This window comes from Paenibacillus camerounensis, from assembly GCF_000723885.1.
Classification (GTDB): Bacteria; Bacillota; Bacilli; order Paenibacillales; family Paenibacillaceae; genus Paenibacillus_AQ; species Paenibacillus_AQ camerounensis.
The window spans coordinates 1-23,823 of record NZ_CCDG010000040.1 but is presented as its reverse complement, the minus strand read 5'-3'; the positions used below and the strand labels follow the sequence as shown (position 1 = coordinate 23,823).

Annotated in this window: 26 protein-coding genes; 14 read left to right on the top strand and 12 right to left on the bottom strand. The window is 51.7% G+C overall.

Annotated elements, in window-relative coordinates; genetic code table 11:
- Positions 1–100 precede the first annotated feature (100 nt).
- Positions 101–523: a YhfM domain-containing protein gene (locus BN3772_RS15350; RefSeq protein ID WP_042200522.1), complete on the top strand. Its 423-nt coding sequence runs from the start codon at positions 101–103 to the stop codon at positions 521–523.
- Here BN3772_RS15350 and BN3772_RS15345 read toward each other — a convergent pair.
- The 3 genes from BN3772_RS15345 to BN3772_RS15335 are packed head-to-tail and all read right to left on the bottom strand — an operon-like array spanning position 511 to position 5,260.
- Positions 511–2,298: an ABC transporter ATP-binding protein gene (locus BN3772_RS15345; protein WP_042200521.1), complete on the bottom strand. Its 1,788-nt coding sequence runs from the start codon at positions 2,296–2,298 to the stop codon at positions 511–513. The genes BN3772_RS15350 and BN3772_RS15345 overlap by 13 nt on opposite strands.
- Entirely contained in the window at positions 2,295–4,091 is a 1,797-nt protein-coding gene (locus BN3772_RS15340) for an ABC transporter ATP-binding protein (protein ID WP_042200520.1), read from the bottom strand. Before BN3772_RS15340 ends, BN3772_RS15345 begins: the two co-directional genes overlap by 4 nt.
- A gap of 59 nt (positions 4,092–4,150) precedes the next feature.
- Entirely contained in the window at positions 4,151–5,260 is a 1,110-nt protein-coding gene (locus BN3772_RS15335) for an ArsR/SmtB family transcription factor (protein WP_042200519.1), read from the bottom strand.
- A 320-nt stretch (positions 5,261–5,580) separates the two neighbouring features.
- Here BN3772_RS15335 and BN3772_RS15330 point away from each other — a divergent pair, with 320 nt between their 5' ends.
- The 3 genes from BN3772_RS15330 to BN3772_RS15320 are packed head-to-tail and all read left to right on the top strand — an operon-like array spanning position 5,581 to position 7,769.
- Positions 5,581–6,030: a hypothetical protein gene (locus BN3772_RS15330; protein ID WP_042200518.1), complete on the top strand. Its 450-nt coding sequence runs from the start codon at positions 5,581–5,583 to the stop codon at positions 6,028–6,030.
- Between the two features lie 45 nt (positions 6,031–6,075).
- Entirely contained in the window at positions 6,076–6,765 is a 690-nt protein-coding gene (locus BN3772_RS15325) for a response regulator transcription factor (RefSeq protein ID WP_042200516.1), read from the top strand.
- Positions 6,762–7,769 carry a sensor histidine kinase gene (locus BN3772_RS15320; RefSeq protein ID WP_042200514.1) on the top strand — a complete coding sequence of 336 codons (1,008 nt, stop codon included), beginning with the start codon at positions 6,762–6,764 and terminating at the stop codon, positions 7,767–7,769. The genes BN3772_RS15325 and BN3772_RS15320 overlap by 4 nt, the downstream gene beginning before the upstream one ends.
- Here BN3772_RS15320 and BN3772_RS15315 read toward each other — a convergent pair.
- The gene (locus BN3772_RS15315; protein WP_042200513.1) at positions 7,761–8,699 is read right to left on the bottom strand and encodes an amidohydrolase family protein; all 939 of its coding nucleotides are present in this window, start codon (positions 8,697–8,699) and stop codon (positions 7,761–7,763) included. The two genes, BN3772_RS15320 and BN3772_RS15315, sit on opposite strands and share 9 nt — an antisense overlap.
- Positions 8,700–8,892: 193 nt before the next feature.
- Between BN3772_RS15315 and BN3772_RS15310 the strand changes: the two genes are divergently transcribed.
- From BN3772_RS15310 to BN3772_RS15300, 3 genes are all read left to right on the top strand, one after another.
- A complete protein-coding gene (locus tag BN3772_RS15310; protein WP_042200511.1) occupies positions 8,893–9,654 on the top strand; it encodes an ABC transporter ATP-binding protein in 762 nt (253 codons plus the stop codon).
- Positions 9,645–11,585 carry an FtsX-like permease family protein gene (locus BN3772_RS15305; protein WP_042200510.1) on the top strand — a complete coding sequence of 647 codons (1,941 nt, stop codon included), beginning with the start codon at positions 9,645–9,647 and terminating at the stop codon, positions 11,583–11,585. The genes BN3772_RS15310 and BN3772_RS15305 overlap by 10 nt, the downstream gene beginning before the upstream one ends.
- Before the next feature lie 186 nt (positions 11,586–11,771).
- The gene (locus BN3772_RS15300) at positions 11,772–12,662 is read left to right on the top strand and encodes an alpha/beta fold hydrolase (RefSeq protein ID WP_052380525.1); all 891 of its coding nucleotides are present in this window, start codon (positions 11,772–11,774) and stop codon (positions 12,660–12,662) included.
- On the opposite strand, the gene BN3772_RS15295 is transcribed toward BN3772_RS15300, so the two are convergent.
- A complete protein-coding gene (locus tag BN3772_RS15295) occupies positions 12,654–13,469 on the bottom strand; it encodes an alpha/beta fold hydrolase (RefSeq protein ID WP_425280442.1) in 816 nt (271 codons plus the stop codon). The two genes, BN3772_RS15300 and BN3772_RS15295, sit on opposite strands and share 9 nt — an antisense overlap.
- Before the next feature lie 254 nt (positions 13,470–13,723).
- On the opposite strand from BN3772_RS15295, the gene BN3772_RS15290 reads away from it, so the two are divergent.
- On the top strand, positions 13,724–14,500 hold the full coding sequence (locus tag BN3772_RS15290) for an SDR family NAD(P)-dependent oxidoreductase (protein WP_042200506.1): 777 nt from the start codon (positions 13,724–13,726) through the stop codon (positions 14,498–14,500).
- 86 nt (positions 14,501–14,586) lie between these two features.
- On the opposite strand, the gene BN3772_RS15285 is transcribed toward BN3772_RS15290, so the two are convergent.
- Complete coding sequence (locus BN3772_RS15285; RefSeq protein WP_042200504.1) at positions 14,587–14,871, bottom strand: DUF2087 domain-containing protein; 285 nt, start codon at positions 14,869–14,871, stop codon at positions 14,587–14,589.
- A gap of 199 nt (positions 14,872–15,070) precedes the next feature.
- Here BN3772_RS15285 and BN3772_RS15280 point away from each other — a divergent pair, with 199 nt between their 5' ends.
- Positions 15,071–15,628, top strand: a complete 558-nt coding sequence (locus tag BN3772_RS15280) for a hypothetical protein (protein WP_042200502.1) — start codon at positions 15,071–15,073, stop codon at positions 15,626–15,628.
- A gap of 119 nt (positions 15,629–15,747) precedes the next feature.
- On the opposite strand, the gene BN3772_RS15275 is transcribed toward BN3772_RS15280, so the two are convergent.
- The 3 genes from BN3772_RS15275 to BN3772_RS15265 form a co-directional block, all read right to left on the bottom strand.
- Positions 15,748–16,530, bottom strand: coding sequence for a helix-turn-helix transcriptional regulator (locus BN3772_RS15275; protein ID WP_042200501.1), 783 nt, complete (start codon positions 16,528–16,530; stop codon positions 15,748–15,750).
- 18 nt (positions 16,531–16,548) lie between these two features.
- Positions 16,549–17,130 carry a LysE family translocator gene (locus BN3772_RS15270; RefSeq protein WP_042200499.1) on the bottom strand — a complete coding sequence of 194 codons (582 nt, stop codon included), beginning with the start codon at positions 17,128–17,130 and terminating at the stop codon, positions 16,549–16,551.
- Between the two features lie 90 nt (positions 17,131–17,220).
- Positions 17,221–17,793, bottom strand: coding sequence for a TetR/AcrR family transcriptional regulator (locus BN3772_RS15265; protein ID WP_042200497.1), 573 nt, complete (start codon positions 17,791–17,793; stop codon positions 17,221–17,223).
- Between the two features lie 170 nt (positions 17,794–17,963).
- Between BN3772_RS15265 and BN3772_RS15260 the strand changes: the two genes are divergently transcribed.
- Positions 17,964–18,884 (top strand): ketopantoate reductase family protein, encoded by a 921-nt coding sequence (locus tag BN3772_RS15260; protein WP_042200496.1) that lies wholly within the window; start codon positions 17,964–17,966, stop codon positions 18,882–18,884.
- 94 nt (positions 18,885–18,978) lie between these two features.
- Entirely contained in the window at positions 18,979–19,545 is a 567-nt protein-coding gene (locus tag BN3772_RS15255) for a GNAT family N-acetyltransferase (RefSeq protein ID WP_042200495.1), read from the top strand.
- On the opposite strand, the gene BN3772_RS15250 is transcribed toward BN3772_RS15255, so the two are convergent.
- Together BN3772_RS15250 and BN3772_RS15245 are read right to left on the bottom strand one after the other, a co-directional pair.
- Positions 19,542–19,868: a DUF6544 family protein gene (locus BN3772_RS15250; RefSeq protein WP_157643600.1), complete on the bottom strand. Its 327-nt coding sequence runs from the start codon at positions 19,866–19,868 to the stop codon at positions 19,542–19,544. The genes BN3772_RS15255 and BN3772_RS15250 overlap by 4 nt on opposite strands.
- Positions 19,869–19,961: 93 nt before the next feature.
- Positions 19,962–20,333 (bottom strand): helix-turn-helix domain-containing protein, encoded by a 372-nt coding sequence (locus BN3772_RS15245; protein ID WP_052380523.1) that lies wholly within the window; start codon positions 20,331–20,333, stop codon positions 19,962–19,964.
- 209 nt (positions 20,334–20,542) lie between these two features.
- Here BN3772_RS15245 and BN3772_RS15240 point away from each other — a divergent pair, with 209 nt between their 5' ends.
- The 3 genes from BN3772_RS15240 (at position 20,543) to BN3772_RS15230 (ending at position 23,432) form a co-directional block, all read left to right on the top strand.
- Positions 20,543–21,580, top strand: coding sequence for a daunorubicin resistance protein DrrA family ABC transporter ATP-binding protein (locus BN3772_RS15240; protein ID WP_042200492.1), 1,038 nt, complete (start codon positions 20,543–20,545; stop codon positions 21,578–21,580).
- Positions 21,564–22,376, top strand: a complete 813-nt coding sequence (locus BN3772_RS15235; protein WP_042200491.1) for an ABC transporter permease — start codon at positions 21,564–21,566, stop codon at positions 22,374–22,376. The genes BN3772_RS15240 and BN3772_RS15235 overlap by 17 nt, the downstream gene beginning before the upstream one ends.
- Before the next feature lie 141 nt (positions 22,377–22,517).
- On the top strand, positions 22,518–23,432 hold the full coding sequence (locus BN3772_RS15230; protein ID WP_042200489.1) for a haloalkane dehalogenase: 915 nt from the start codon (positions 22,518–22,520) through the stop codon (positions 23,430–23,432).
- On the opposite strand, the gene BN3772_RS15225 is transcribed toward BN3772_RS15230, so the two are convergent.
- A partial coding sequence (locus tag BN3772_RS15225) for a hypothetical protein (protein ID WP_042200488.1) occupies positions 23,418–23,823 on the bottom strand: 406 nt, incomplete at its 5' end. The two genes, BN3772_RS15230 and BN3772_RS15225, sit on opposite strands and share 15 nt — an antisense overlap.

Below are 23,823 nucleotides of genomic sequence, written 5' to 3'. Positions count from 1 at the left end.
TTAATCCCGGACAAGGAGATTAGGTTTGCAGGCTTTTTATGTGTTTATATAGAAATATATGGAAAGGAAATGCTTCACGCAGATAGAAGGAGGGGCTGATATGAAAAAATGGATTCCGCTGCTCGTAATTTGTCTGCTGGCTATCGGAGTTATGAGCTACAGCAAGCTGAAAGTAAGCGAAATTTCCAGCATCCGGCTGGAGTGTAAGGATTTATGCAAAGACGGACAGGTGCCGGCAGGACTTTTTACTGAAAAGATTTTTACAGAACCGGATGAAATCAGTGTGTTTATGAATGCGGTTAACAAGGCCAGCAAGATGCCCGGGATGTTAAATTACATGACCTCTTTTCTGATGTATGTCTCTTATTCAGACGGTGGAGAGAAGGTGTATGTCCTGAATATCGCCAACGTGAAGAATGAAGAGATTCGCGGGTTGCTGGTAGATACGGAGGACAGCAGCCAGGGCTACGAGATTCAGACAGAATTTCATGAGCAGCTGAGACAGCTGATTTATGAGCAGTAATCAGGCTCTCTAAACTGCAGGTTGTACAGCTCCGCATATAGCCCGTTCCTGCTCAGCAGACTATCATGGGTTCCCTCCTCAGCAACAGCTCCTTTATCCAGCACAATAATTCTGGAAGCATCCCGTACAGTAGACAGGCGGTGGGCAATTACCAGCGTGGTGCGGTCCTTCATCAGCAGATCAAGGGACTGCTGGACGAGCTGCTCCGACTCATTATCCAGAGCTGAGGTGGCCTCATCCAGCAGCAATATAGGAGCATTCCGCAAAAAAGCTCTGGCTATGGCGATACGCTGGCGTTGTCCTCCGGATAAGCCTGCGCCGCGTTCACCGATTACTGTATTGAATCCTTCCGGCAGCTTCAGAATAAATTCATCGGCGCCTGCAAGCCTGGCAGCCTCCTGAATCTCCTCTCCGCCGGAAGTATCACTGCCGAACGCGATATTGTCGCTGATGGTCCCTGAGAATAAGTAGGGGGTCTGAGGCACATAGGTGATCTGGCTGCGCATTTCCGGGAGTCCGCCGGCTGCACACCGGCCGTACACTGAAATGTGTCCTGCATCTGGCTGGAATAAGCCGCAGCATAGCCGCATAAGAGTCGTTTTGCCGGAGCCGCTTGGTCCGACCAGAGCAACCGTTTCGCCATGCCGGATACTCATATTTAAAGCAGAGAACAAGGCAGCTTCATTATCGGGACCCGTGGAGTGGCGGTATTCCAGGCCTTGAATGGACAGCGCAGCGGTCTCATCTGCTGAATCAGCTGTTGCCTGAACGCAGGTATGTTGCGTGTTATCTTCAGAAAGCGCATCGAGTATTGAGAACACGCGGTCTGCTGCACCGAGCGCCTGCTGGACACCGCCCCAGGTCTGTGACATATGGACGAACGGCCACTGGACCCGGCCCATCAGGATGATGAAGGCAAGGACCTCCCCGGCAGAAGTCCCGCCATTTATAGCCGAGTACGCAATAAAGCCCGCACAGATGATCATCACGAAGTTATTAATAAAAGCGGCGCTGTTCCACAGCAGATTCGTTAAGAGTGCCCGCTGCCGCAGCATATGGTTCAGCTTCATGCGCTCAGCCGCATATTTGGCCGTCAGCATGCTCTCCAGTGAAAAAGCACGGACAATCTGCATACCCTGCAGCGTCTCCTGCAGAATACCGCGCAGCTGTGCTTCAGCTTCATAGATCCTTGTGGATAACCTGCGCAGCCTGCGGTCAAAAAAGCGGCTGGACAGAAAAGAAACCGGACCTGAACCGAGGGCAAGCAGAGCAAGCCAGACATCCATAGAAGCCAGATACAGAAATGAAACGAAGCAGAGCAGGAGATTATAGCCCAAATCGTAAATAATGCTGCTGACCACACTCATTGCCGCTTCCGCATCTTTGGTATTGCGGGAGGTTAAATCCCCTGAATGGATGGCCTGCACCTGCTTGAACGGCAGACGGTGGGTCTGGTCAAACAGCGCTGCGCGCAGATCCCAGGACATCCGGCTCTGGATAACAAACCGGTAATAATGCTGGACCATCAAGCAGACCAGAATGAAGGCGCAGACAGCACCACAAACCGCGGTCAGCCGCACAAGCGAATTCATATCCGCGCTGTTAATGGTGTCAATAAATAGCTGCTGCACCGCTGCTAGCCCGATATCCATTACCAGCCTGGCAGCGAGCAGGCTTATGGCAATCACGAGCCCGAAGCGATAGGGTTTAGCATAGGTAAGCATCCGGCGCAGAACAGCTCTAAGCGGCAGAACCGCCGTATCTTTTGGCTTCATATTCGTTCTCCTCCAGCCGGTACAGGCTTTTGCTCTGTCCGGGTGACTGTCTGCACCATTGCACAGTATTTTCCTTCCATTGCCATCAGCTCCTGATGTGTACCTTGTTCTGCAACCGCTCCTGATTCCAGAAAATAGATTGCGTCGGCATTTCGGATAGTAGACAGCCGGTGGGCGATAACGACTGTGGTCCGCCCCTGCATCAGCTTCTGCAGTGCCTGCTGGACAACCTCTTCGCTGTGGCTGTCCAGGGCAGCCGTCGGCTCATCCAGCAGCAGGAGCCCCGGTCCGCGGACGAATGCCCTGGCAATGGACAGACGCTGCCGCTCCCCCCCCGACAAGGTAATTCCCCGTTCACCGACTGCGGTCTCATATTGCTGCGGGGTGCTCATAATAAATTCATGGATACCGGCATTTTGCGCCGCCTGTATAACCTCTTCATATGCAGCGCCGGGCTTGCCCCAGGCGATATTATCGTACAGAGTACCGGAGAACAGATAAGGCTCCTGCGAGACATAAGCCAGACTGCTGCGCCAGAGATATGGCGGTATGCTGCTTAACGGCTCTGCACCGCACAGGATTACTCCTTCATCAGGCTCATATTCTGCTAGCAGCAGGCGGAGAAGCGTACTTTTGCCGCTGCCGCTTGGTCCGGCGAGGGCTGTTACTTTACCCGGTTCAATGATCAGCTGTACATTCCTTAATGCCGGGTTGCCATTGTAGCTGAAACTTACGTTGTTAAAAGAAAGAAGTTGTGGATTGGCAGCTTCAGCTGGGCCAGTTCTGCCAGGTTCCTGATCCAGACGGTTCTCCTGCTCCTGGCGCTCATTTTGCAGGCCCAGCACTTCAAATACCCGGCTGCCCTGGGCCAGGGAAGACTGCAGTTCAGTCCACAGATTGGACAATCTGGACACCGGATTCGTAATCTGCTCAAAGCTGATCAGAAAGGCTGCTACTGCCCCTACATCCAGCCGTCCGCCAATTACGAGATATCCTCCGTAGCACAACAGAAATAACAGTCCGCCCAGAACAACAGTAAAATTCATATTATAACCGGCCGCTTCCATGCGGGAGAGCGGAATATGAATCCGGAAATAGTGCCGGACCCGTTCCCTGAATTGTTCCTGGAGGCGTGGTGCCAGAGAGAAAGCGCGAACCACCTCGGCCCCCTGCACAGTATCCTGGGTAAACATCTGCTGGGCGGCCTCGACCTCCTGTCTTTTCTGGTGCAGGGAGCGGATGCGTGGTGTAAAGGGCAGCATGACAAGGGGGAGCAGTGCACAGATCAGCAGTGTACCCATGGTGAGCGAGAACTGGAGTGACATCAAATAGGTAAGCAAAAAGAGAACCTGCAGCAGATTGCTGAACAATTCAACTGTTTTCAGGTTAATGCCCTGCTGGGCCGCAGGTGCAGAATCGTGTATCCGGCTGATGAGATCGGCGGAATGATAACGGTCCAGCTCTTTCATCTCTGATTTCAGCAGCTTATCGAGCATGGACAGCTGGAGCCGGGAGGTGGATTTGTATTCAAGCACAGCAGCAAAGTAGCTTTTGAGAAAATTAAAAAGGACATCGGCAAACACGATCACCACTGCAAATAGGGCGCTTGAAGCAAGGCTGGACATGTTCTTGTCTGTAGCTGCGTTAATGATCCGCCGCAGCGCCTCGGCGATTCCTACAGTAGTCAATGAAATTACGGCTGCGGTCAGGCAGAGCGCGATGTACCAGCCGATATAGGGCTTGCCAAGCTTCACCAGGCGGATGAACGTGCCGGAAGCTGCTGATCTTTTCAATGTAGGCCCTCCCTGTGATCAGATATAAGCTTTATTGCAGGTTGCTGTATAGCCCAGCCCTAATCCAGCATGATCTTCGCTGTCAAGGCCAGCAGATCCCGTAACCGCTCCACATTCAGATGATAATATAGGCGGTGATCCTCCCGCTTCACACTGATCAGATCGAGGAAGAACAAGAAGTTGGAATGGTAGTTCACGGCTGCGGGGGTAATGCCGAGTGCGGAGGCGATCTCCTGTCCGTAATGCGGACGCTCTTTCAGCAACAGCACGAAATCAAGCCGCCGCTTATCGGAAAAAGCCTTCAGGAACAGCTCGGTCTGTTCGCGGTCCGCAGCCGGGCCGAACACACGCTCATTGTGGATTCCGAAGATAACCCAGCCGACATTGCCGGCTTCCGTAGTGAAAATCAAGAAATGATTACCGACCTGTGATGCCTGGCTCACGTGAAAAGCAGTAGGGACAGATGTGAAAATATCGGGTTCATTTTTGTGGATTTCACGGATGAACTGCTCAGGCTTGGCAGCAAATACCGCCTCATAATGAGCGGAAGCCTGTTCAGAATGCTCCTGTAGCTGCTTTTTCCAGTGGATAAATACATCCTTGTAGAACTGGCGGAGCAGCTGCATGTACCGAAGCTTGCATTCTTCGGGGTGGGCCAGGCATTCAAGCAGCGGTTCCTGCGTTTGAAGGACCTCCACATGCGGAGGAGTATCCTTAACTAATGCAGCCAGCAGACCGAGATCACCCTTTAATGCTTCCCAGTCCCTTCCTTGCAGCAGCTCCTCCAGCTTATCGTGGTAAACCCCGAATACCATCTCTGTCAACATCCATTCTGCCGGTACTGCCTCCAGTGAGGCAATCCAGTCTTCCGCATTCTGCGGCTCAGGATTGCTGCAGATGGACACATAGAAACCGAAGTCCAGTGTCTTATGGAGAAAATTGTGGCCGAAGAAAAATTTCAGCTCGCGTAAAGTATGCGGCGACAGGCGGACATCGGCATCCGCGTAGAAGGCATTAGCCATCGAATCAATTTCAATCTTGTAATCCTGAGCCATGGCATCCATCTGCTCACCGCAGGCGACCATACCCATGGCGACGATAAATTCCAGCGCCTCATTGTAGGTGAAGCGGATATTGTGCCGGAGTTGTCTGTCGAGCATATTTGCCATCGGAGCCTCCATCTCTTGGTTGCTAATATTTTTAAATGTTGTATTGAGTGAGATAATATTTAGTATTTGTTTAATGTTAAAATAACCCATAAGCATAAATTTGTAAAGAGATAAAATTACTCCGGACGCAGCCGGTTAGCAGGACTGAACAATTACAGCTGGCACAGTAAACGTAAAATCTTTACAATAAAGGGGAGGCGGATTATAGAAGGACTCGAAATTACTTGTATGGACATTATTTTTTCGATGTATTAGACATAGTAATGATCGCTTCATGAGATAACTTTGAGCATACGCTTTCAAGATCAGGAGGGTGGCATATGATCAATAAGGCAGTACGCACAGCCAAAGCACCTGCAGAAATTCTGCTGCTGGCAGCAGTCAGTCTGAATCTGGGGATATGGGTCTATTATTGCGCCGGTGACCATTTTGCAAATACGGTTGTGGCCAAAGCCGTCATTGTGCTTCTGGCAGCAGTTACAATGGTCTTGATATACCGGATATTCACATCCAGAAAAAAATTTGACATCCTTCTTAATGACGACAGTCTGGTTATCAATAACCGGATGATCCCGGCAGACACAATCAAGACTATATTTGTAAAAGGGTACTTCGTACCTGTTATAGGCATCAGGCCTAAGGGGAACTTGCTGGTACCGTATAAGTATTGCTTCCAATATGAAGACGATAAATACATAAAGGAATTGACGCAGTGGGCAGAGCAGAGGCAAATCAAGGTTGCCAAAAAAAGTTTTCAGCGATGGCTGTAAACCGTGATTTCTAATAGGACGAAGACCCTGAAACGGAGTGCTCAGATGTTCAAAATCATGCTGATTGAAGACGATGTTACCCTTTTTACAGAAATTAAAGAACGTTTATCCCAGTGGTCGTATGAAATTTATGGTGTCAACGATTTTGCCAAGGTGCTGCAGGAGTTCACGGCGGTTCAGCCGGAGCTGGTCATTATTGACATTCAGCTGCCGCTGTTCGACGGGTTCCACTGGTGCCGGATGATCCGGGCGCACTCCAATGTGCCGATTATCTTCCTGTCCTCGCGTGATCATCCGAGCGATATGGTGATGTCGATGCAGCTGGGGGCGGATGATTTTATGCAAAAGCCGTTCCATTTCGATGTGCTGATCGCCAAAATCCAGGCTACGCTCCGGCGGGTGTATAACTACAGCACCGAACGGACTGAGCTGAGAACATGGCGCGGCGCTACGATCGAATATGTGAAAAATACCGTAACCAACAGCCAGGGTGCAGCTCTGCTGACCAAAAACGAAATGTTCATCCTCAAAATTCTGGTTGAGCATAAGGACCGGATTGTGGACCGTGAGGAGCTGATCAAGAATTTGTGGGACAATGAGCATTTTGTAAGCGACAATACCTTAACCGTGAATGTGAACCGGCTGCGCAAAAAGCTGGAGCCGCTCGGACTGGATGCTTACATCGAAACAAAGGTCGGGCAGGGCTACATGGCTACCGAAGAAGCTGCATTATGATCGCTAAATACATTGCTGAAAAAAGAAGCTGGCTGCTTTTGCTGGCCGGAATGCAGCTGCTGATTCTATTCGTGGCTTTTGTAGATGCGTCGATTCCGTTCCTGCCGTTACTGTATATAGTGCTGCTCAATGTGCTGGTCTGCACGCTGTTTGTATTCATCCGGTATCAGAAGGAGACCCGGTTCTACAGGACGGTGGAGACCTGGGATCAGGTATATGATCTGGAGGCATTCCGGGAGGCGGACAGTCCGTTTGAGCAGATTGTGCAGGAGGCGGTAACCCTCCAGACTGAACGCTACCGGCAGGAATCGGCGGCAAACTTCCGGCTGCTTGAGGAGGAAAAGGACGATCTGCTGGCATGGATTCACGAGGTGAAGACACCGCTCACAGCGATGCAGCTGATGATCGAGCGTCTGCCGGATGAAGCGCTGCAGATCCAGATGATGTACGAATGGATGCGGATTCACCATCTGCTGGACCAGCAGCTGCATCAGAAGCGGATTCCGTTCATGCGTAACGATCTTTTTATTGAGCATACAGCGCTTGGGCCAATTCTGAATAAAGAGATCCGGGGATTAAGAACGTGGTGTATTCCGAAGGGGATCGGGTTCGAGGTTGAGCTTGAGGCTGAAACAGTGCTGACGGACGGCAAGTGGCTGGGCTTTATGCTGCGGCAGCTGCTGACCAACGCCGTGAAGTATAGTGAAGCTTCGGATATTGTAATACAGAGCCGCGGGCAGGAAGGGCATGTGGTGCTGATAATCAGAGATGAGGGGAAGGGAATCAGTCCCAAGGATCTGCCGCGTATATTCGATAAAGGCTTTACCTCTGTGCTGGGCCGTTTGGAGGGTGCAGCAACGGGTATGGGCCTGTACCTTACGAAGCAGGTGGCGGAACCGCTGCTGATCGGCCTAAGCGTGGAGTCAGAGCCCGGAAAAGGTACAGCGTTTACGCTGACCTTTCCGCGGGAGAATGATTTTGTGAAGACAGGCGGGTCAGCCTGAGTGGAGTCCGCATTCACGGATTTCATTCAGCTCCACTGCCGACATTAAGCCGCACAGATACAAGTTAAGATATTCCTCAGACACACTCTGGTTAAAAATCAGCAGATCGTCAGTATTGATAGTTACCGGAACACCGGCATCATAGAGCGTTCTGACCGGATGGCTGGCATAATCCCTGGTCCTTCCGAGCATCACATTGCTGGTTGGGCATACGTTCAGCCGGATGTGATGATCAGCCAGCCACTGCATGACCTGAGGGGAAGCTGCGGCGGCGATGCCGTGATGCACCTCCTGAAGCTCCAACTCCACGGCTGCTTCCAGCACATCATCAGCAGTTCCGAATTCGCCGGTGTGCGCTTTGAGCACCAGCCCTGCCGATTGGGCTGTGCGGTAGATGGAGCGGAAATTTGTGATCGGCTGCGCTAATTCGGGACCGCAGATATCAATGGAGCGGAACCATTGATAGGCGAATATTTCACCCAGGCGTCGGCAGACTGCATTCGTATTGCCGGCTCTGTCCAAGGCAAGCTCCGGCAGAAACACTGCTCCGGGAGCATAACGCTGATGCAGGCTGTCCATAATGCGGATAAAGGGCTCCATGCCGCCAAGTGAGTCGATCTCATCAATCCCGAAGCTTAGCGCAAGCAGCTGGATGCCATCGTCAGCGGCCTGGGCGAAGGCAGCTTCAATTCTTTTTAGATAACCCTGGGTTCCGGGGCAATGGCATTTCACGTTGTGTACGAACCATTCCTGCATCTCACCGAGTGAGGCAAAAGCCCCGGAATGAGGCTGGATGGTGACGTTAGCCCAGGCTTCTATGTACTTTAAGTTCCCGCCCCGCCCGGCATGATTGTGGAGATCGCTCTTGGGAATCCGGCGCAGCTCCTCAAGCGAAGAGTGCTCCAGGGCGCTGATAAATGCCTGTTTCATTGGACCCTCCCGTCAGATAGATATGATTATTCTGAATATATCATATCCGGCGTCACATGTATGTTATTTCCATTTCAATATGAACGGGCGTGTGACAATAATGTCACATGCCCGTTCATATTGTTAGGTGAAACGCAGGAAGCTGAGCCCCGACCCGGTTATGATTGAGGTACAGAAAAGGAGTGGTTGCGAGATGGTCATTTTACAAGCCAATAAAATTTACAAAACCTACGGAAATAAATTCAACAAGCAGGAAGTATTGAAGGGGATCGACCTGCAGGTGGATAAAGGCGAGTTCGTCGGCATCATGGGCGCGTCTGGTTCAGGCAAAACCACCCTGCTGAATGTGCTGTCCTCCATCGACCGGGTCAGCCAGGGGACAATTGAAATTGAAGGCAAGGAATTTACCGGAATGAAGGAGAAGCAGCTGGCGGAGTTCCGCAAGCATCATCTGGGGTTTATTTTTCAGGAGTATAACCTGCTTGATACATTGACCGTCAAGGAAAATGTGCTGCTGCCGCTCTCGATTACCGGAATCTCCAAGAAGGAGGCGCATCAGCGGTTTGCGCAGGTAGCGGGGGAGCTTGGGATTGCCGAGCTGCAAAATAAATATCCGGCGGAAATTTCCGGCGGGCAGAAGCAGCGGACCTCGGCAGCGCGGGCGTTCGTGCATGAGCCAAGCATTATTTTTGCCGATGAACCGACCGGGGCTCTGGACTCCAAATCTGCCTCTGACCTGCTGAACAAGCTGTCGGACATGAACCGGGGACGCCAGGCGACCATTGTGATGGTTACGCATGATCCGGTGGCGGCGAGCTATTGCAGTCGGGTCGTTTTTATCCGCGACGGGCAAATTTACACCCAACTGAACAAGGGGGATGAACCGCGGCAGTCCTTTTTTAACGATATTATCAAAACCCAGGGCGTATTGGGCGGTGTCCAATCATGGACCTGAATTATATTGTGTACCGCAATCTCAAAAAGAACATCAAAAACTATTACCTGTACGTCTTCGCGCTTATTTTCAGTGTGGCGCTGTATTTCTCCTTCGTTACCCTGCAGTTCGATCCTTCCATGGACGAGGTTGCCGGTTCGGTAAAAGGCGGGGCAGCCATCGGAACCTCTTCGATCCTGCTGGTCGCCATCGTCGCGATCTTCCTGCTGTATGCGAATACGATCTTTATCAAACGGCGCAGTAAAGAGATCGGATTATTTCAGCTGATCGGGCTCACCAAAGGTAAAATCTTCAGACTGCTGAGCGCCGAGAACCTGATGCTCTATTTCGGGTCAATGGTTGCCGGGATTGCTGCCGGATTTGCCATGTCGCGCCTGATTCTAATGATTCTGTTCAAAATCCTGGAAATCGACGCGATGGCCGAGCTGCGGTTCTCATCTGAGGCGCTGGTGCGGACGATCATCGTTTTTGCGGCGATCTATGTGCTGATCATGCTGATGAACTATACGTTTATTAAAGGCCAGAGCATTCTGTCTCTGTTCAAAGTAAATGTAACGACGCAGACACAAATCCGCAAAATGCCGCTGTGGGAGATTGTTCTCGGAATCCTTGGCATTGCCTTTGTAGGGGGCGGCTATTACATTTCAACCCAGCTGTTCAGTGGCAAATATACAGAAATGTCCGAGCTGATGCGGGCGATGATTACGATTCTGGCGCTGGTCATTATTGGAACCTATCTATTCTATAAAGGGTCAGTCAGCTTCCTGTTCAATGCCATCCGCAAGAGCAAGCAGGGCTACCTGTCGATTAATGAAGTACTCTCTTTGTCCTCGATCATGTTCCGGATGAAGTCGAACGCGCTGCTGCTGACGATTATCACTACCGTTTCGGCACTGGCTATCGGATTGCTGTCCCTCAGCTATATCTCTTATTATTCTGCGGAGGCTACGGCAAAAGAGAGTTCACCGGATGATTTCGGGTTTGCCCGCGTGGAGGCGAAGGAGAAGTTTGTCCAGGCGCTGGATGCGCAGAACATTAAATACAAAGAAATTCACATGAAGCCTATAATGATGGAAGTGGATGCCAGCGGGATCATGGATAATTCTGCTTTCAAATCCCCGGATGACCGTCTGCTTCTAACGGCTGTTCTCAGCGAAAAGGATTTCAGCGGTATGGATCTGCAGCCGGACGAAACGACAATTGTTGGCTACGGAGGGGCACTTCAGCAGTTCATGTCGCTTAGCGAAACGGGTGAAGTGATATTTGACACGTTAAACGGAAAGGTCAGCCTGCAGGTCCAAGGCAACTCCTCGGAAGCTGTTCTACCCTATTACTATGGCGGAGGCGGTGCCATTTTTGTGGTGGATGAGAGCAGGTACCAGGGATTTGTCCAAGCCCAGAATCCAAAAGTGCAAAGAGGTGAAGGGAAAAGAGAGTATTACGGAATCGAGCTGGCCGACCGCTCACAGCGGGCTGAAGCCAATGAGATTTTCCTGGAGCTGAAGCCGGAGCAGCCGAGCTTCTCCCAATATGAGGTTGAGCTGGAACAGCGCAGCAACATGGGCTTGATCATGTTCATTGTCGGCTTTCTCGGCCTGACCTTCCTGATTACCTCGGGCTGCATTCTGTATTTCAAGCAGATGGATGAAGGTGAAGAGGAAAAGGACGGCTATACCATTCTGCGTAAGCTGGGCTTTACCCAAGGTGATCTGCTGCGCGGAGTCCAGTTCAAGCAGCTGTTCAACTTCGGTATCCCGCTTATAATCGGACTGTGTCACAGCTATTTTGCAGTCAAATCCGGCTGGTTCTTCTTCGGTACGGAAATGCTGACGCCGATGATTCTGGTGATGCTGCTGTACACCGTGCTGTATTCGATCTTTGGCTTCCTGTCTGTGCTGTATTACAAGCGTGTGATTAAAGCTTCACTGTAACTTGTTCTGATGAAAAAGACAGCTCAGCCCGCTTCCGGCGGTTGCTGAGCTGTCTTTTTGTGCCGGGTATAGCAGAAATATCGTTGACAGGTTCCTGAATATTACCTATCTTTACGAGATACGCCTGCGATACAAAATCTAACAAGCGATGCATAAGCAAGCCGTACATAGGAGGTACATCATATTATGATTGAGGAAATCATTCAACTGGGCCAAATCGGGCTAAATGTAATGCATTCAATACAAGAGGGCAAGGAAACGGTGCTGTTCCTTCATTTCAGCGGCGGCAATCTGCATATGTGGAACGGTGTGCTCCCGCAGTTTGTTGAGCGGTACAGCATCATCGCACCAGACTTACGGGGACACGGCAAATCGGATAAGCCGCAGACCGGCTATCATATTGATGATATGGCACAGGATCTGTATCTGCTGCTCCGGGAGCTGCAGGTGGAGCGCTGTCATGTTGTCGGCAGCTCGATGGGGGCGGAGATCGGCCTAAGCCTGGCTGCCGCGCATCCGGAGCTTGTCCAATCGCTAATCTGCGAAGGCGCACTCTGCAATGAGTTCGGTGAGCTCGGTTTGTTTAACGGGACACCCGAGGAGATTGAACAGAAGAAAGAGATTATGCGCGCTGAGCTGGAGGAACGGCAGGAACGCGTATTTATGAGCAGGGAGGAGTATGTTGCTGAAGAGCGTGACGGGCTGGAAAGTGAAGGACTGTGGAATGAGCATTTCCAGCCGTTCTATGAGAACAGTCTGCAGCAGCTGGGAGACGGGAGATATACCTACTGCTACCTGAACCGTGTACGCACAGAGTATATTCAAAAATTCTGGGATTCAAAGTTTGAGGCATACTACAGGCTGGTTCAATGCCCGGTGTTGTTCCTGCCTAGTGAAGCAGAGTGGGCGAATGAGCGGGTCCGCAGCAGCCTGGATCACTTTGCCGGTCTGGTGAAGCAGGCTGAAATAGAGAGGATTACGGATTCGATTCATGCCTATGTCTGGCTGCTGCAGCCGGTGGAGGCAGGACAAACCCTACTACGGTTCATCGGCAGGCAGCCTGCTGTATCAGGTTAAAGGGACAGGTACTGCTGAAGGAATGGCGGCCGGACAGAAACCGGGATTCGCTTGGCACAGCTGCCCGGCATACGCCGGGTCTAGCCTGGCAAGCTCAGCAAAGTAGCTGCTGATAATATGATTCAGGCCGACCGCCCCAAGCTGGAAGGTGAGGGTGACAAGCTCGGGGACATGGCTGTAATAATATCTCTTATCCCGCTTGGGCAGCTTGTAGACGGTAGGCGGAACAAAGGTTACAGCATCAAAGGTATTGGCGATACGGTAGCTGGTACGGATATACGAGTTGAAGGCTTTTTTGAAGGCAGGGTCCCCGACTCTGGGTGAACCATAGGTGTATAGCGCAGGTAGCGTGAAGGCGGTATTGGCCGCTGTATCCACTGCACATAGGGTCGCAAGGGCTGCTCCGAGACTATGTCCGGTGATGGTTAAGGGTTTGGAGGACGGCAGGGCAGAGAGCGCGGGGATGAGCTCGTTTCTGGCGGTGGCGTAGATGTCGGTGAATCCCCGGTGGGTCAGGCAGTCCTGCCTGATATATTTGAAGCTGCGCTGCGAGGCGATCAGATCGGATATCCAGTCGGCCTGCTGGCTGGTGCCGCGGAAGGCAACAATAATCTCATCCGGAGATTCCAGGATAAAGCCGAACCGCTCGCGCCTGCCGCCGAAGGCTTTGGCGTAGATGGTATGCCTCAGCGTATAATTCTGCGGTACTACAAATAAGCCGTCCGGATTATTGAATTGTACATATGTCTGACAGCAAACAGCTGCCAGAAAAATGGCCCGCTGCTCAAACCCGCTGTTGTTCCTCACCCGCATCCCGCCTTTCCTATTACCACTGTGTATGACAGAATGGGCGGATTGGTGCTTGCAGTATTAAGAACGTTCAGTAAAAAATAATTATTTACCGATCGTTCCCGATATGCTAAACTGGCTATAGATGAGAGAAACGGAGGTCTACAGACAAAATTTTTTTGAGTATTATAGACCGTTCGTTCCCGTAATGGGAATCTCTAGTCTGCAAGCGATTCTATAACATGAATTACAAATACAAAGGAGTGTTCACGATGGGAAAGCTGGATGGTAAGGTAGCTCTAATCACCGGAGGGAATAGCGGTATTGGTCTGGCTGCCGCCAGATTGTTCGTTAATGAAGGGGCAAAGGTTGTAATTACCGGACGCAATGCGGGTACGCTGAATGCAGCAGTTGAGGAGTTGGGGAGTGCGTCTGCGCTGGCTGTTCAAGCAGATGCGACAGACCCTGAAAGCTCGGCAAAGGCTGTAGCGGCGGCTATTGAAGCATTCGGCAGACTCGATGTTGTCTATGCGAATGCAGGCATCAGCGGATCAACACCGCTTGGCGGCACGGAGCTGTCTGTTTTTGAAGAGGTGCTGAGAGTGAATGTGACGGGTGTCTTCTTCACCGTTCAAGCAGCAATTCCATATCTGCAAAAGGGTGCTTCAGTCATCCTTACCGGATCCGTATTGGCAAATGCAGGCAGACCAGGCGGCTCGGCTTATGCGGCAAGCAAAGGAGCCGTTAGCAGCATGACTAAGGTACTGGCTGCCGAGCTGTCGCCGCGGGGAATCCGAGTTAACAATGTTGTTCCGGGCGCAACCCGCACGCCAATCTGGGGCCAGTCTACACCGGAAGGCTGGGCGCAGTTGGAAGCAGGCATGTCAATGTCGATTCCGCTTAACCGGCTTGGGGAACCGGAAGAAATTGCAAAGGTCGCCTTGTTCCTGGCATCTGACGACTCCTCCTTCATTCAAGGTGCAGATATCTGTGCTGACGGCGGTGCCGGAGCCGCTCCGCTGGGTGCGCCAATATACCGTCAAGGTTAAAGATTAGTATAGTCTCTGTGAATAATAAGCCTGTGGCAATCCCGCTTGGGACAGCCGCAGGCTTATTTCCTTATTGCTGTCATTGCTCAGCTAAATTCACGGTCTGCAGGCAGCGGAAGCTTCCAGTACCTGCTGCCGTCCCCGGTCCGTCCCAGCAGCCTGTTCTCTACCAGCTCTCTTCTCAGGAAGCAATGATCATTGAAGGTGTGATTCTCTTTAATGATCTCGTTAATCTCCGCTTCAGTATACTCCACACCCTCCATAAAATTCGTGCTCAGATACTCCAGTACGATTCTCTGGTTGGAGCGTTTCGCCGGCCAGCTGCGCAGCTTGCGGTCCTTATCCAGAAAATTATTCAGCTTACTTTTCATGACTAATCCTCCAGGGATGTTATTTCGATACAATCTAATTATACATATATCTAATTACATTTCAATCTATAATCAATCCGGCTCCTAAAAAGGCAATTGTTCAATAATCTTCGTTATTTACCCCTGCGCTGTATTCATTCCTATGGGATAATGATTCCAAATGATCAGATAAGATGCTGTGGAGGGTGATGAAAGGTTTATGTTAACTACTAATAAAAAAATAATTGCAGCGCTCTCGCTGCTGGTTGTTCTTACGGGATGTTTTTCTTCGGGATCAGAGGGGAATGTTCAGGTGGACGCGGACAGCCAAGCAGCCATTGCTTCTGCTGGAGAAAGCCAGGCCTACGGTCTGTCTTCACTCGTTATTGAGCTGCCTGCCGGTTGGGAGCTGGATAGAGGGGACAAGCTGAACTACCTGATGATGAATGAACGGGGAGAAGCAGCGGGAAGAATCTCTTCAAGTCCCTATGAGGCGAACTATGAATTCAAGCATGCAATGCCTAATCATAGCTCGATAATTAACGATGAAACTATTCAGCTTCCGGCCGGATCATGCCGGTTAATTACTCTTGATGCCGATAATGGTACAGCCGCTTCCGGTATAACCGGAACTCATAATACATATTACGGCGTTGTTTCGGTTAAGGATAAAGTGATCTATATTCTTGATTTTACGAATCTGGATAAAGACCCGAAGAGCAAGCAGCAGTTCATTGATATTCTGAACACGATTTCACTTGAGGAGCCTGATGCGTAAGTGGGCCGAATCTACTCCGAATGGTTCCCCTCCTCGCATTATGAGCTGGTAGAAAAACGAAGTGTAACAGACAGAAGCTCCTGCGGGTAATCAGTGCACCCGCGGAGCTTCTGTTTTTTTTAGCTAAGCTGTGTCATATACTCATAGGCGGTGATGCCGAACATGCTTTTGAAATGGCGGTTCAGGTGGGTAAGGTCAAAGAAGCCGTAATCTGCCACTGCCGCATAGATATCCTTGGTGCGTTCGATGGAGCGTCTGGCATGCTCGATTTTGCAGTTCAGAAAAAACTGATAGGGGGAGATGCCGGCATGCTGCTTGAATCCGCGGATGAACTGGAACTTCGACATGCCAAGCGCAAGGCACAGCTCATCCAGCTTGAGCACATCGCCAAGGCTGCCCAGCATCATTTCTTTTGCCTGATCGATAAACCGGTTATCCGTTCCCGCTCGGCTTGCGGCTGTATCCTCAGCTGTCCGGGCAAGGCGTTCAATCAACGACAGCAGCAGCTCACCTGATAAAGCATCCTCTCGGCCGGACTGGACCGCACCGGAAAGAGCGCAAATCTGCCGGGCTAGCCCGCGGTCATACACGATCGGAGCATCAAAGCGCAGCTCCCTGCCGCCAAGCACCTCAAACACGAGCTCCGGCCGGAGATAGAGCATGATATAGTCAATCCCGTCCCGGTCATAGGAGCTGCCGTCATGATACTGCTCCCGGTTAAACAGCATGACCCCGCCCTGGTGTGAGGACTGGAAGCTGCCGCCGAGCTGATACTGCTGGATACCGCGCAGAGTGACACCGACCGCATATTCCTCGTGGCAGTGCTTCTTATACGTAAATTTGCTCATGCTTGCGGATAAGGCCAGAACATCCTCTGATTTTTTGTAAATAAACTGCTCCACAGCTTCCGCCTCCTTCCTCTACAAAATTCCCGAGACCATTACAGCCGAATATATCATAAACAGTGCCATAACGGTGTTCGCTGTCCGCCGGTGAGCCTGCAGAAAGGCACGGAACACCGCCCCGAATACCAGCCAGGCCATAAACGCCAAAAACCCGATTATAGTAATGACCATGACGAATACGGTCAGCATTGGCGGAGAGCTGTAATAAGGCAGGACATAGCCGGGAATTACGGTTAGCGTAAACAGAATCACTTTGGGATTGATAAACTGCATGAGCAGGCCTGAAGCAAAGCTGTATGTATAGTGATTCTGTGCTTCCGCTGTGTTCATCCGGTAAATCTGATAAGCCAGATACAGCATATACAGGCTGCCAACGACCTGCATTACGTTGAGAACACCGGGCAGCACGCCGGACAGCATCCGGTTCAGCAGGGCGGAGGCAGCCAGAAGCAGGCCAAAGGCCAGCGTTGCGCCCCATACATACTTCATGGCCTGCTTCAGGCTGTTGTGCTGGACTGTGGAAAGGATGACAATATTGGTCGGTCCCGGAGTAAAGGTGACAACGACGCAATATACAAGAAAAGCGGTTAGATTCATGAGGACCTCCTGATGTGTAGTCAACATGAATCGTACACCGGAACGCGCGGCGGGCTATAGTACATTATTGCAGCAAAACGGGCTTAATCCTCAGACAAGCAGTTTGCCGGGCAGCATCTGATTCTGCTCCAGCATCTCCCACAGCTGCCCGGTAATGTCTTCGGCTGAATAAGGCAGCGGGTTCGTGAACCACCATTCAATAACCCCGACAGTAGCGGAAGCCATAAATTGAATCCGTATCTCCTGATTCATACCTGCAGGGAACTGCTCCTCTGCAAATTGCTGCCTGATACCCAGGCAGATCATCTCAAGCAGGCGGCTGCGCAGAGCAGGCACCCCCTTGCTTGTCAGCAGGGTGGTGTAGAACGCCGAATGCTTCTCCAGCATAGTGAATACACGCAGCAGGGAGTCTTTTGTCGGATAAGGCGGTTCATTATGCTCTTCCAGCGGCATACAGCTTGCGATAAGCAGATCCAGATGGGTCTCGATACATAAGTCCAGCAGGTGGTACTTGTCCGTATAATGGGCATAGACGGTTCCGCGGTTGACGTCTGCACGTTCTGCAATTTCATTAATTGTAATTTTCTCGAATTCCTTGTCTGCCATCAGGCTGATCAGGGCCTCCATAATGGATTCCTGGCTTTTCCGGACTCGTCTGTCCATGCGCGAACTCCCCTTTGATTCAGCTATATTTAAAGTTATCGGACATTTACGTGCATTCTGTCGGGTAACCGACAATAACGCCGATTTTAACAATTGTACAGAAGGATAAGCTGAATTATATTGGACAAATGATTGAAAAACAACATTTGTTCGAAAAAGGGGAGAATACGATGAAGACTTTGGTCTATGGTGCAGGGGTACTCGGCAGCTATCTGGCACATGTGCTGATTCAAGGCGGAAATGAGGTCACGATGTTGGCGAGAGGCAGCCGGGCGGAGGAGCTGAAACGGGACGGACTGGTCATCCGCCACTATTTTCAGCTTAAGACGACCACTGACAAAGTGAAGGTAATCAGCACGCTTGCGCCGGAGGAGCATTATGATCTTATTTTTGTTGTGATGAAATTCAATGACTTTCCGGCTGTCCTGCCGGTGCTTGCAGCGAATGCCAGCCGCAATATTGTCCTGGTGGGCAATAATCCCGAGGCGCATGATACGCAGAGAGTACTGGAGGAGCTTAGCGGAAATAAGAAAAATATAGCTTTCGGATTTCAGCTGAGCGGCGGACGGAGGGAGAAGGACCGCATGATCTGTATCCGTGCCGGCGGGCAGATGGTGCTTGGTGCGCTGGACGGTGCGGTTCCTTTTCAGGATCTGCTGGTGAAGTCCTTTGCACATACCCAATATAAGCTGAGCTTCCTTGAGGATATGGATACATGGCTGAAAAGCCATATTATTACGATTCTGCCGATGAATCTGGCAACCTTAGCTGTAAAAGGTGACGTTAAAAAGCTTGCGCGGAACAAGAAGCTGCTGCTGCAGATTATAACGGCGATGGATGAAGGCTTCAGTGTGCTTGAGAAGCTGGACTATACGGTAGTCCCCGCAGGCCAGGTGAAGGCAGTCCGTTCCTACCGCAGACTTATGTATCTGTTCCTGAAGCTGTATCACAGGCTTCCGGTTGCCCGGATGATCGATGGCTCAGTGCATGAGCTTACGGCGCTTAACAGTGCTTTTGACAGGCTTAAACAGCAGGCGGGGACGGCAACTCCGGTCTGGGATGAGCTAGTTGCGCTGAACAGCGAAAGGTAAGGCTGGCTGAATGCAGAATCCGGCGACAATCCGGGAGAATTTGTGTACACTAGGCTTAAGCACATGCTTAATCTGCATCTGAGGTGTCGGAAGAATGAATAATGAGCTAACCATAAGCAGGCTAACAGCCGGGGACAGGGGCGCGGCAGCGCGGATTTTTGAGATTTCAATTACGGATGCCTTTGAACAGGAAGGGCTGGGGGATCTGCGGGAGGATATAGCCCAGGAGATTGACGGTAAAAATCATCTGCTTCAGACCGCGTTTTCCCGTGCTAATCCAGACACTTTTCTGCTGCTGGCCAGGCTGGACGGCGAAGCCGCCGGAACGATATCCTTCGGGCCCTGCGGAGAAGAAATCCGGATCTGCACCGGCGGCCGGCTGAACGATATAGGTGAGCTGGGCAGCTTATACGTACTGCCGCAGCTTCAGAACCGGGGAATCGGGTCGGCGCTGATCCGCAGCATGGCAGAATGGCTGGATGCTCAGGGAATTGAGCAGTTCTGTCTGGACAGCGGCTATAAGCGGGCGCAGCAGAGATGGCTGCAGAAGTTCGGTGCGCCTTATGTGACCGCCCAGGACTACTGGGGTCCCGGCAATCCGCATATGGTGTGGCTGTGCAAGGTGAAGGATCACGTGCAGACAGCCGGGGGCAGGGCTTAACGGTATTCCAGGCGGAGATTATCACTGTCAAAATAGACGAGATCACCCTCATCATAATGCCATACGGCCCTAAGCCGGTTAGGCTGGCGGATGCCGTCAACAATGTTGTAATTATCCATATACGCGCTCCAGCGTACCTGTTGCCTGCAGCCGTCCATGCCGACAGCAGTACGTCCGGTTGTGGCAAAGGACTGGCATTCATCATTCTCCCGGAAAGTAAAAATGCCGCCGGCTTCCGAGAGAAAGGTGACCAGACAGGCCTGATCCATTTCAGCACCCCGTTCATTAAAGAGCGTGAATACCCTGCCCAAAACCCCCTTCATTCCCCCTGTACTTAACATTGCGGAATCCGCCAAAACACTAGTACAGCAGCGGCTATACACATTACAGTAACGGTCAGCACCATCATGAATAATCTACTCCTTCTCATCAGCAGGCGAACCGGCCTCCATCAGGATGATAATGCGGTTCAGCCCGGCTAATCCGCGGAACAGCCCGCCCGTCAATTCCCCGTCGAAATCATTGAACAAAGCTGCCATAAACTTCTCCTCTTTCCTGCTTCTTCCCGCAAAATAAACCATACACGCCTCAGTCAGCCATACACGGAGAATCCTAGCATCCTGTGCATCCTTAGCAAGCTCCACCAGCCCTTGCTTCTCCAGTATTAGCGCCATCTTCTTCACATTTTGCCTGGAGCTCCCGGTCATCACCGCGAGATCGGTCAAGGCAGGGGCAGTATTGCCGCTCTTCAAAATAACAGCAATCAGCAGCCGCTGCTTCGTCGTCATTTGCGCATCAAGCTTATCGCCAAGCTGAGTGATGTCACTACATCCCGAGGCGGAGATATAAATGGTCTTACAGACTGTTAAGCAGGCTCGCAGAGCGGGAGTATAATGAGGCAGCGGTGAAAGTTCTGAAAGGATACATACACGTTTACATTCAGTTTAAATAAGGGATTTAAGATCCTTATATATTAGATGTACAGGAGGAGAAGCAAATGAATCAGCAAGGGAACAAAGCCCGGCAGCAGGTTGAATTAGCAATTGAAGCGCAGGGGCTGGTCAAAAGGTTTGGAGATAACCGCGCGGTGGATGGAGTGGACCTGAAAGTGCCTACCGGCACCATTTACGGTGTGCTTGGGCCTAACGGCGCAGGAAAAACAACCGCAATCCGTATGCTGGCTACCCTGCTCAGACCGGACGGCGGCTATGCCAGAATCTTCGGGCATGATGTTGTGAAGGAGCCGCAGATTGTGCGGCAGCTGATCGGGGTGACCGGACAATATGCCTCGGTCGATGAATCACTCAGCGCGACCGAGAACCTGGTGATTTTCTCCCGGCTGCTTGGACTGGGCAGAGCCGATGCCAAGCGCAAGGCGGCTGAGCTGCTGGAGGAATTCGGGCTGAGTGAAGCGGCCAGACGGCCGCTGAAGAATTTCTCCGGCGGGATGCGCCGGCGTCTGGATCTGGCGGCAAGCCTGATTGCGCAGCCTCCGCTGATTTTTCTGGATGAGCCGACGACCGGGCTGGACCCGCGGACCCGCAATCAGATGTGGGATACCATCCGCCGACTGGTAGGCTCGGGCTCGACCGTGCTGCTGACGACGCAGTATCTGGAGGAAGCGGATCAGCTCGCCGACCGGATTGCGGTGATCGACCATGGCCGGGTAGTTGCCGAGGGCACCGTCGATGCTCTGAAATCCTCAATCGGCAGCTCGTCTCTGCACCTCAGAGTCCGGGATTCGCAGCAGATGATGCTTGCCCGGCAGACAGTCGAGCGTGTGCTCAGGGTGCAGACGTCCATATCGGCAGAAGCGTCAGCTATTACAGCGCCTATGGGCAATGCAGATGCCGTGACCGATCTGCTGATTGCCCTCCGCGAAGCAGGGATTCCCCTGTCAGAAATGAGCGTACAGAAGCCAACCCTCGATGAGGTGTTTCTGTCACTTACCGGCAGCAATACCGGGGATAATGCCGTACAGGCGTCAGGAAAAGAAAAACAGGTGGAGGGACAGCAGTATGAGTACATTCATTAAACCGGGCGCAGAGCGCCAGCTAAAGAACCATTCCAGCTTTGGACAGACGTTGCGTAATTCATTAACGATGGCCTACCGGGGGCTGCTCAAAATCAAACGTACACCCGAGCAGTTGTTTGATGTTACGCTGCAGCCGATTATTTTCACCCTGATGTTCACCTATATCTTCGGCGGGGCGATCTCCGGGGATGTGGTCAGCTATCTGCCGGTCATTATTCCGGGTATTCTGGTCCAGACAGTAATTACGACCTCCATCGTAACCGGAGTGCAGCTCCGTGAGGATATGGAAAAAGGGGTCTTCGACCGCTTCAAGTCACTGCCGATCTCACGTATTGCTCCGCTGGCCGGGGCGCTGCTCGCCGATACGGTTCGTTATACGATTGCTACGGTGCTAACCTTCACTATGGGGTATTTCATGGGCTATCGTCCTGAAGGCGGCCTTGGTTATGTAGCTATAGCGGCGTTGCTGGTTATCGGCTGCTCGTGGGCAATCAGCTGGATTTTTGCCTTCTTCGGTGTTATCGCGCGCACGGCTTCCAGCGTACAAGGCATTTCGATGATTGTGCTGTTCCCGCTTACCTTCATGTCCAATGCCTTCGTACCGGCAGATACGATGCCGGACTGGCTGCAGTGGTTCGTTACAATCAACCCGATCTCCCATCTGGTTACCGCAGTCCGTGATTTGACCAATACCGGAACGGCAGGCTCAGACCTTGTCTTTTCCCTGATTGGTGCCGCTGTGATCGTGGCAGTCTTTGCGCCAATAACAGTGCGTGCTTATATGCGCCGGACGTAAACTATTGTGCAGGCTGTCTGCAGCGAGACAATCCTTCAAGAGTGAAGGGTTGTCTTTTTTGCTATACTAAATGCAGCGTTCCGGATTTTTGATATGCTGGATTAAGTTGATCAATATAACGCTTAGAAGGAGTTGTTTCATATGGATGAGCTGCATGAGCTGCCGCTGCAGACCGGTTTTCCTTACACATCCCGCTACATTAAAGTGGATGGGCTGAATCTGCATTATGTGGATGAAGGCGAGGGCCCGGCCGTTCTTTTTCTGCACGGCAATCCGACCTGGAGCTATATGTACCGCAACATCATCCCTTATCTGCAGCCGTTTGCGCGCTGCCTTGCAGTGGATCTGCCGGGTATGGGACAGTCGGACAAGCCCGGACACGGCTTCACCCTGGCGGAGCATGCAGCATATATCACCGGCTTCATCAGGCAGCTGGACCTGAGCAATCTGGTGCTGGTCGGCCATGACTGGGGGATGGCAATCGGTTTGGCATATGCAGCAGCTCACCCGGATAATGTACGCGCAGTGGCTATGCTTGAGCCGCAGGCTCTATATCCGACAGCATCCTGGGAGGAATTCACGCCGGCAGAATCGCGTGAGCTGTTCCAGACGCTGCGTGAACCGCAGCAGGGCTGGCCGTTTATGCGCGATAACAATGTGTTCGTCGAAGGAATGCCTCATATCATCATGAACCGGCAGCTCAGTGCCGGAGAACATGAGCATTACCGTGAGCCGTTCCGCAACCCGGAAAACCGTAAGCCGATGTGGGTCTTTCCTAACCAGATACCGGTAGCGGGCCAACCGCCTGAGGTAGTGCAGGCGGTGGAAGCCCGTAACCGCTGGTTCACCGGCTCAGCGCTGCCGAAGCTGCTATTCTATGCCGAGCCGGGCTGCACCATCCGCGGACCTCAGGTGGACTGGTGCCGGACTAATCTTAGCAACCTGACCTTATGCCCCATCGGTCAGGGCTTCCATCATCTGACGGAGGAGAACCCGCAGCTGATCGGCCTTGAGCTGCAGCGCTGGATTAACGCTTTGCCTCTACGGGCTGAATGAAGCTAAATGTGCGGGATGAAGGGCACAAATGCCCTTGATTTCGCCGGATGTAGCTAAATGTGCGGGATGAAGGGCAATAATGCCTTTGATTTCGGCGAATGCGGCTAAATGTGCGAAATGAAGGGCAATAATGCCTTTGATTTCGGCGGATGAAGCTAAATGTGCGAAATGAAGGGCACAACTGCCTTTGATTTCGCCGGTTGAAGCTAAATGTGCGAAATGAAGGGCACAACTGCCTTGGATTTCGTCCGATGCGGCTAAATGTGCGAAATGAAAGGCACAAATGCCTTTGATTTCGTCCGATGCAGCTAAATGTGCGGGATGAAGGGCACTAATGCCCTTGATTTCGGCGGATGAAGCTAAATGTGCGAAATGTAAGGGCACAACTGCC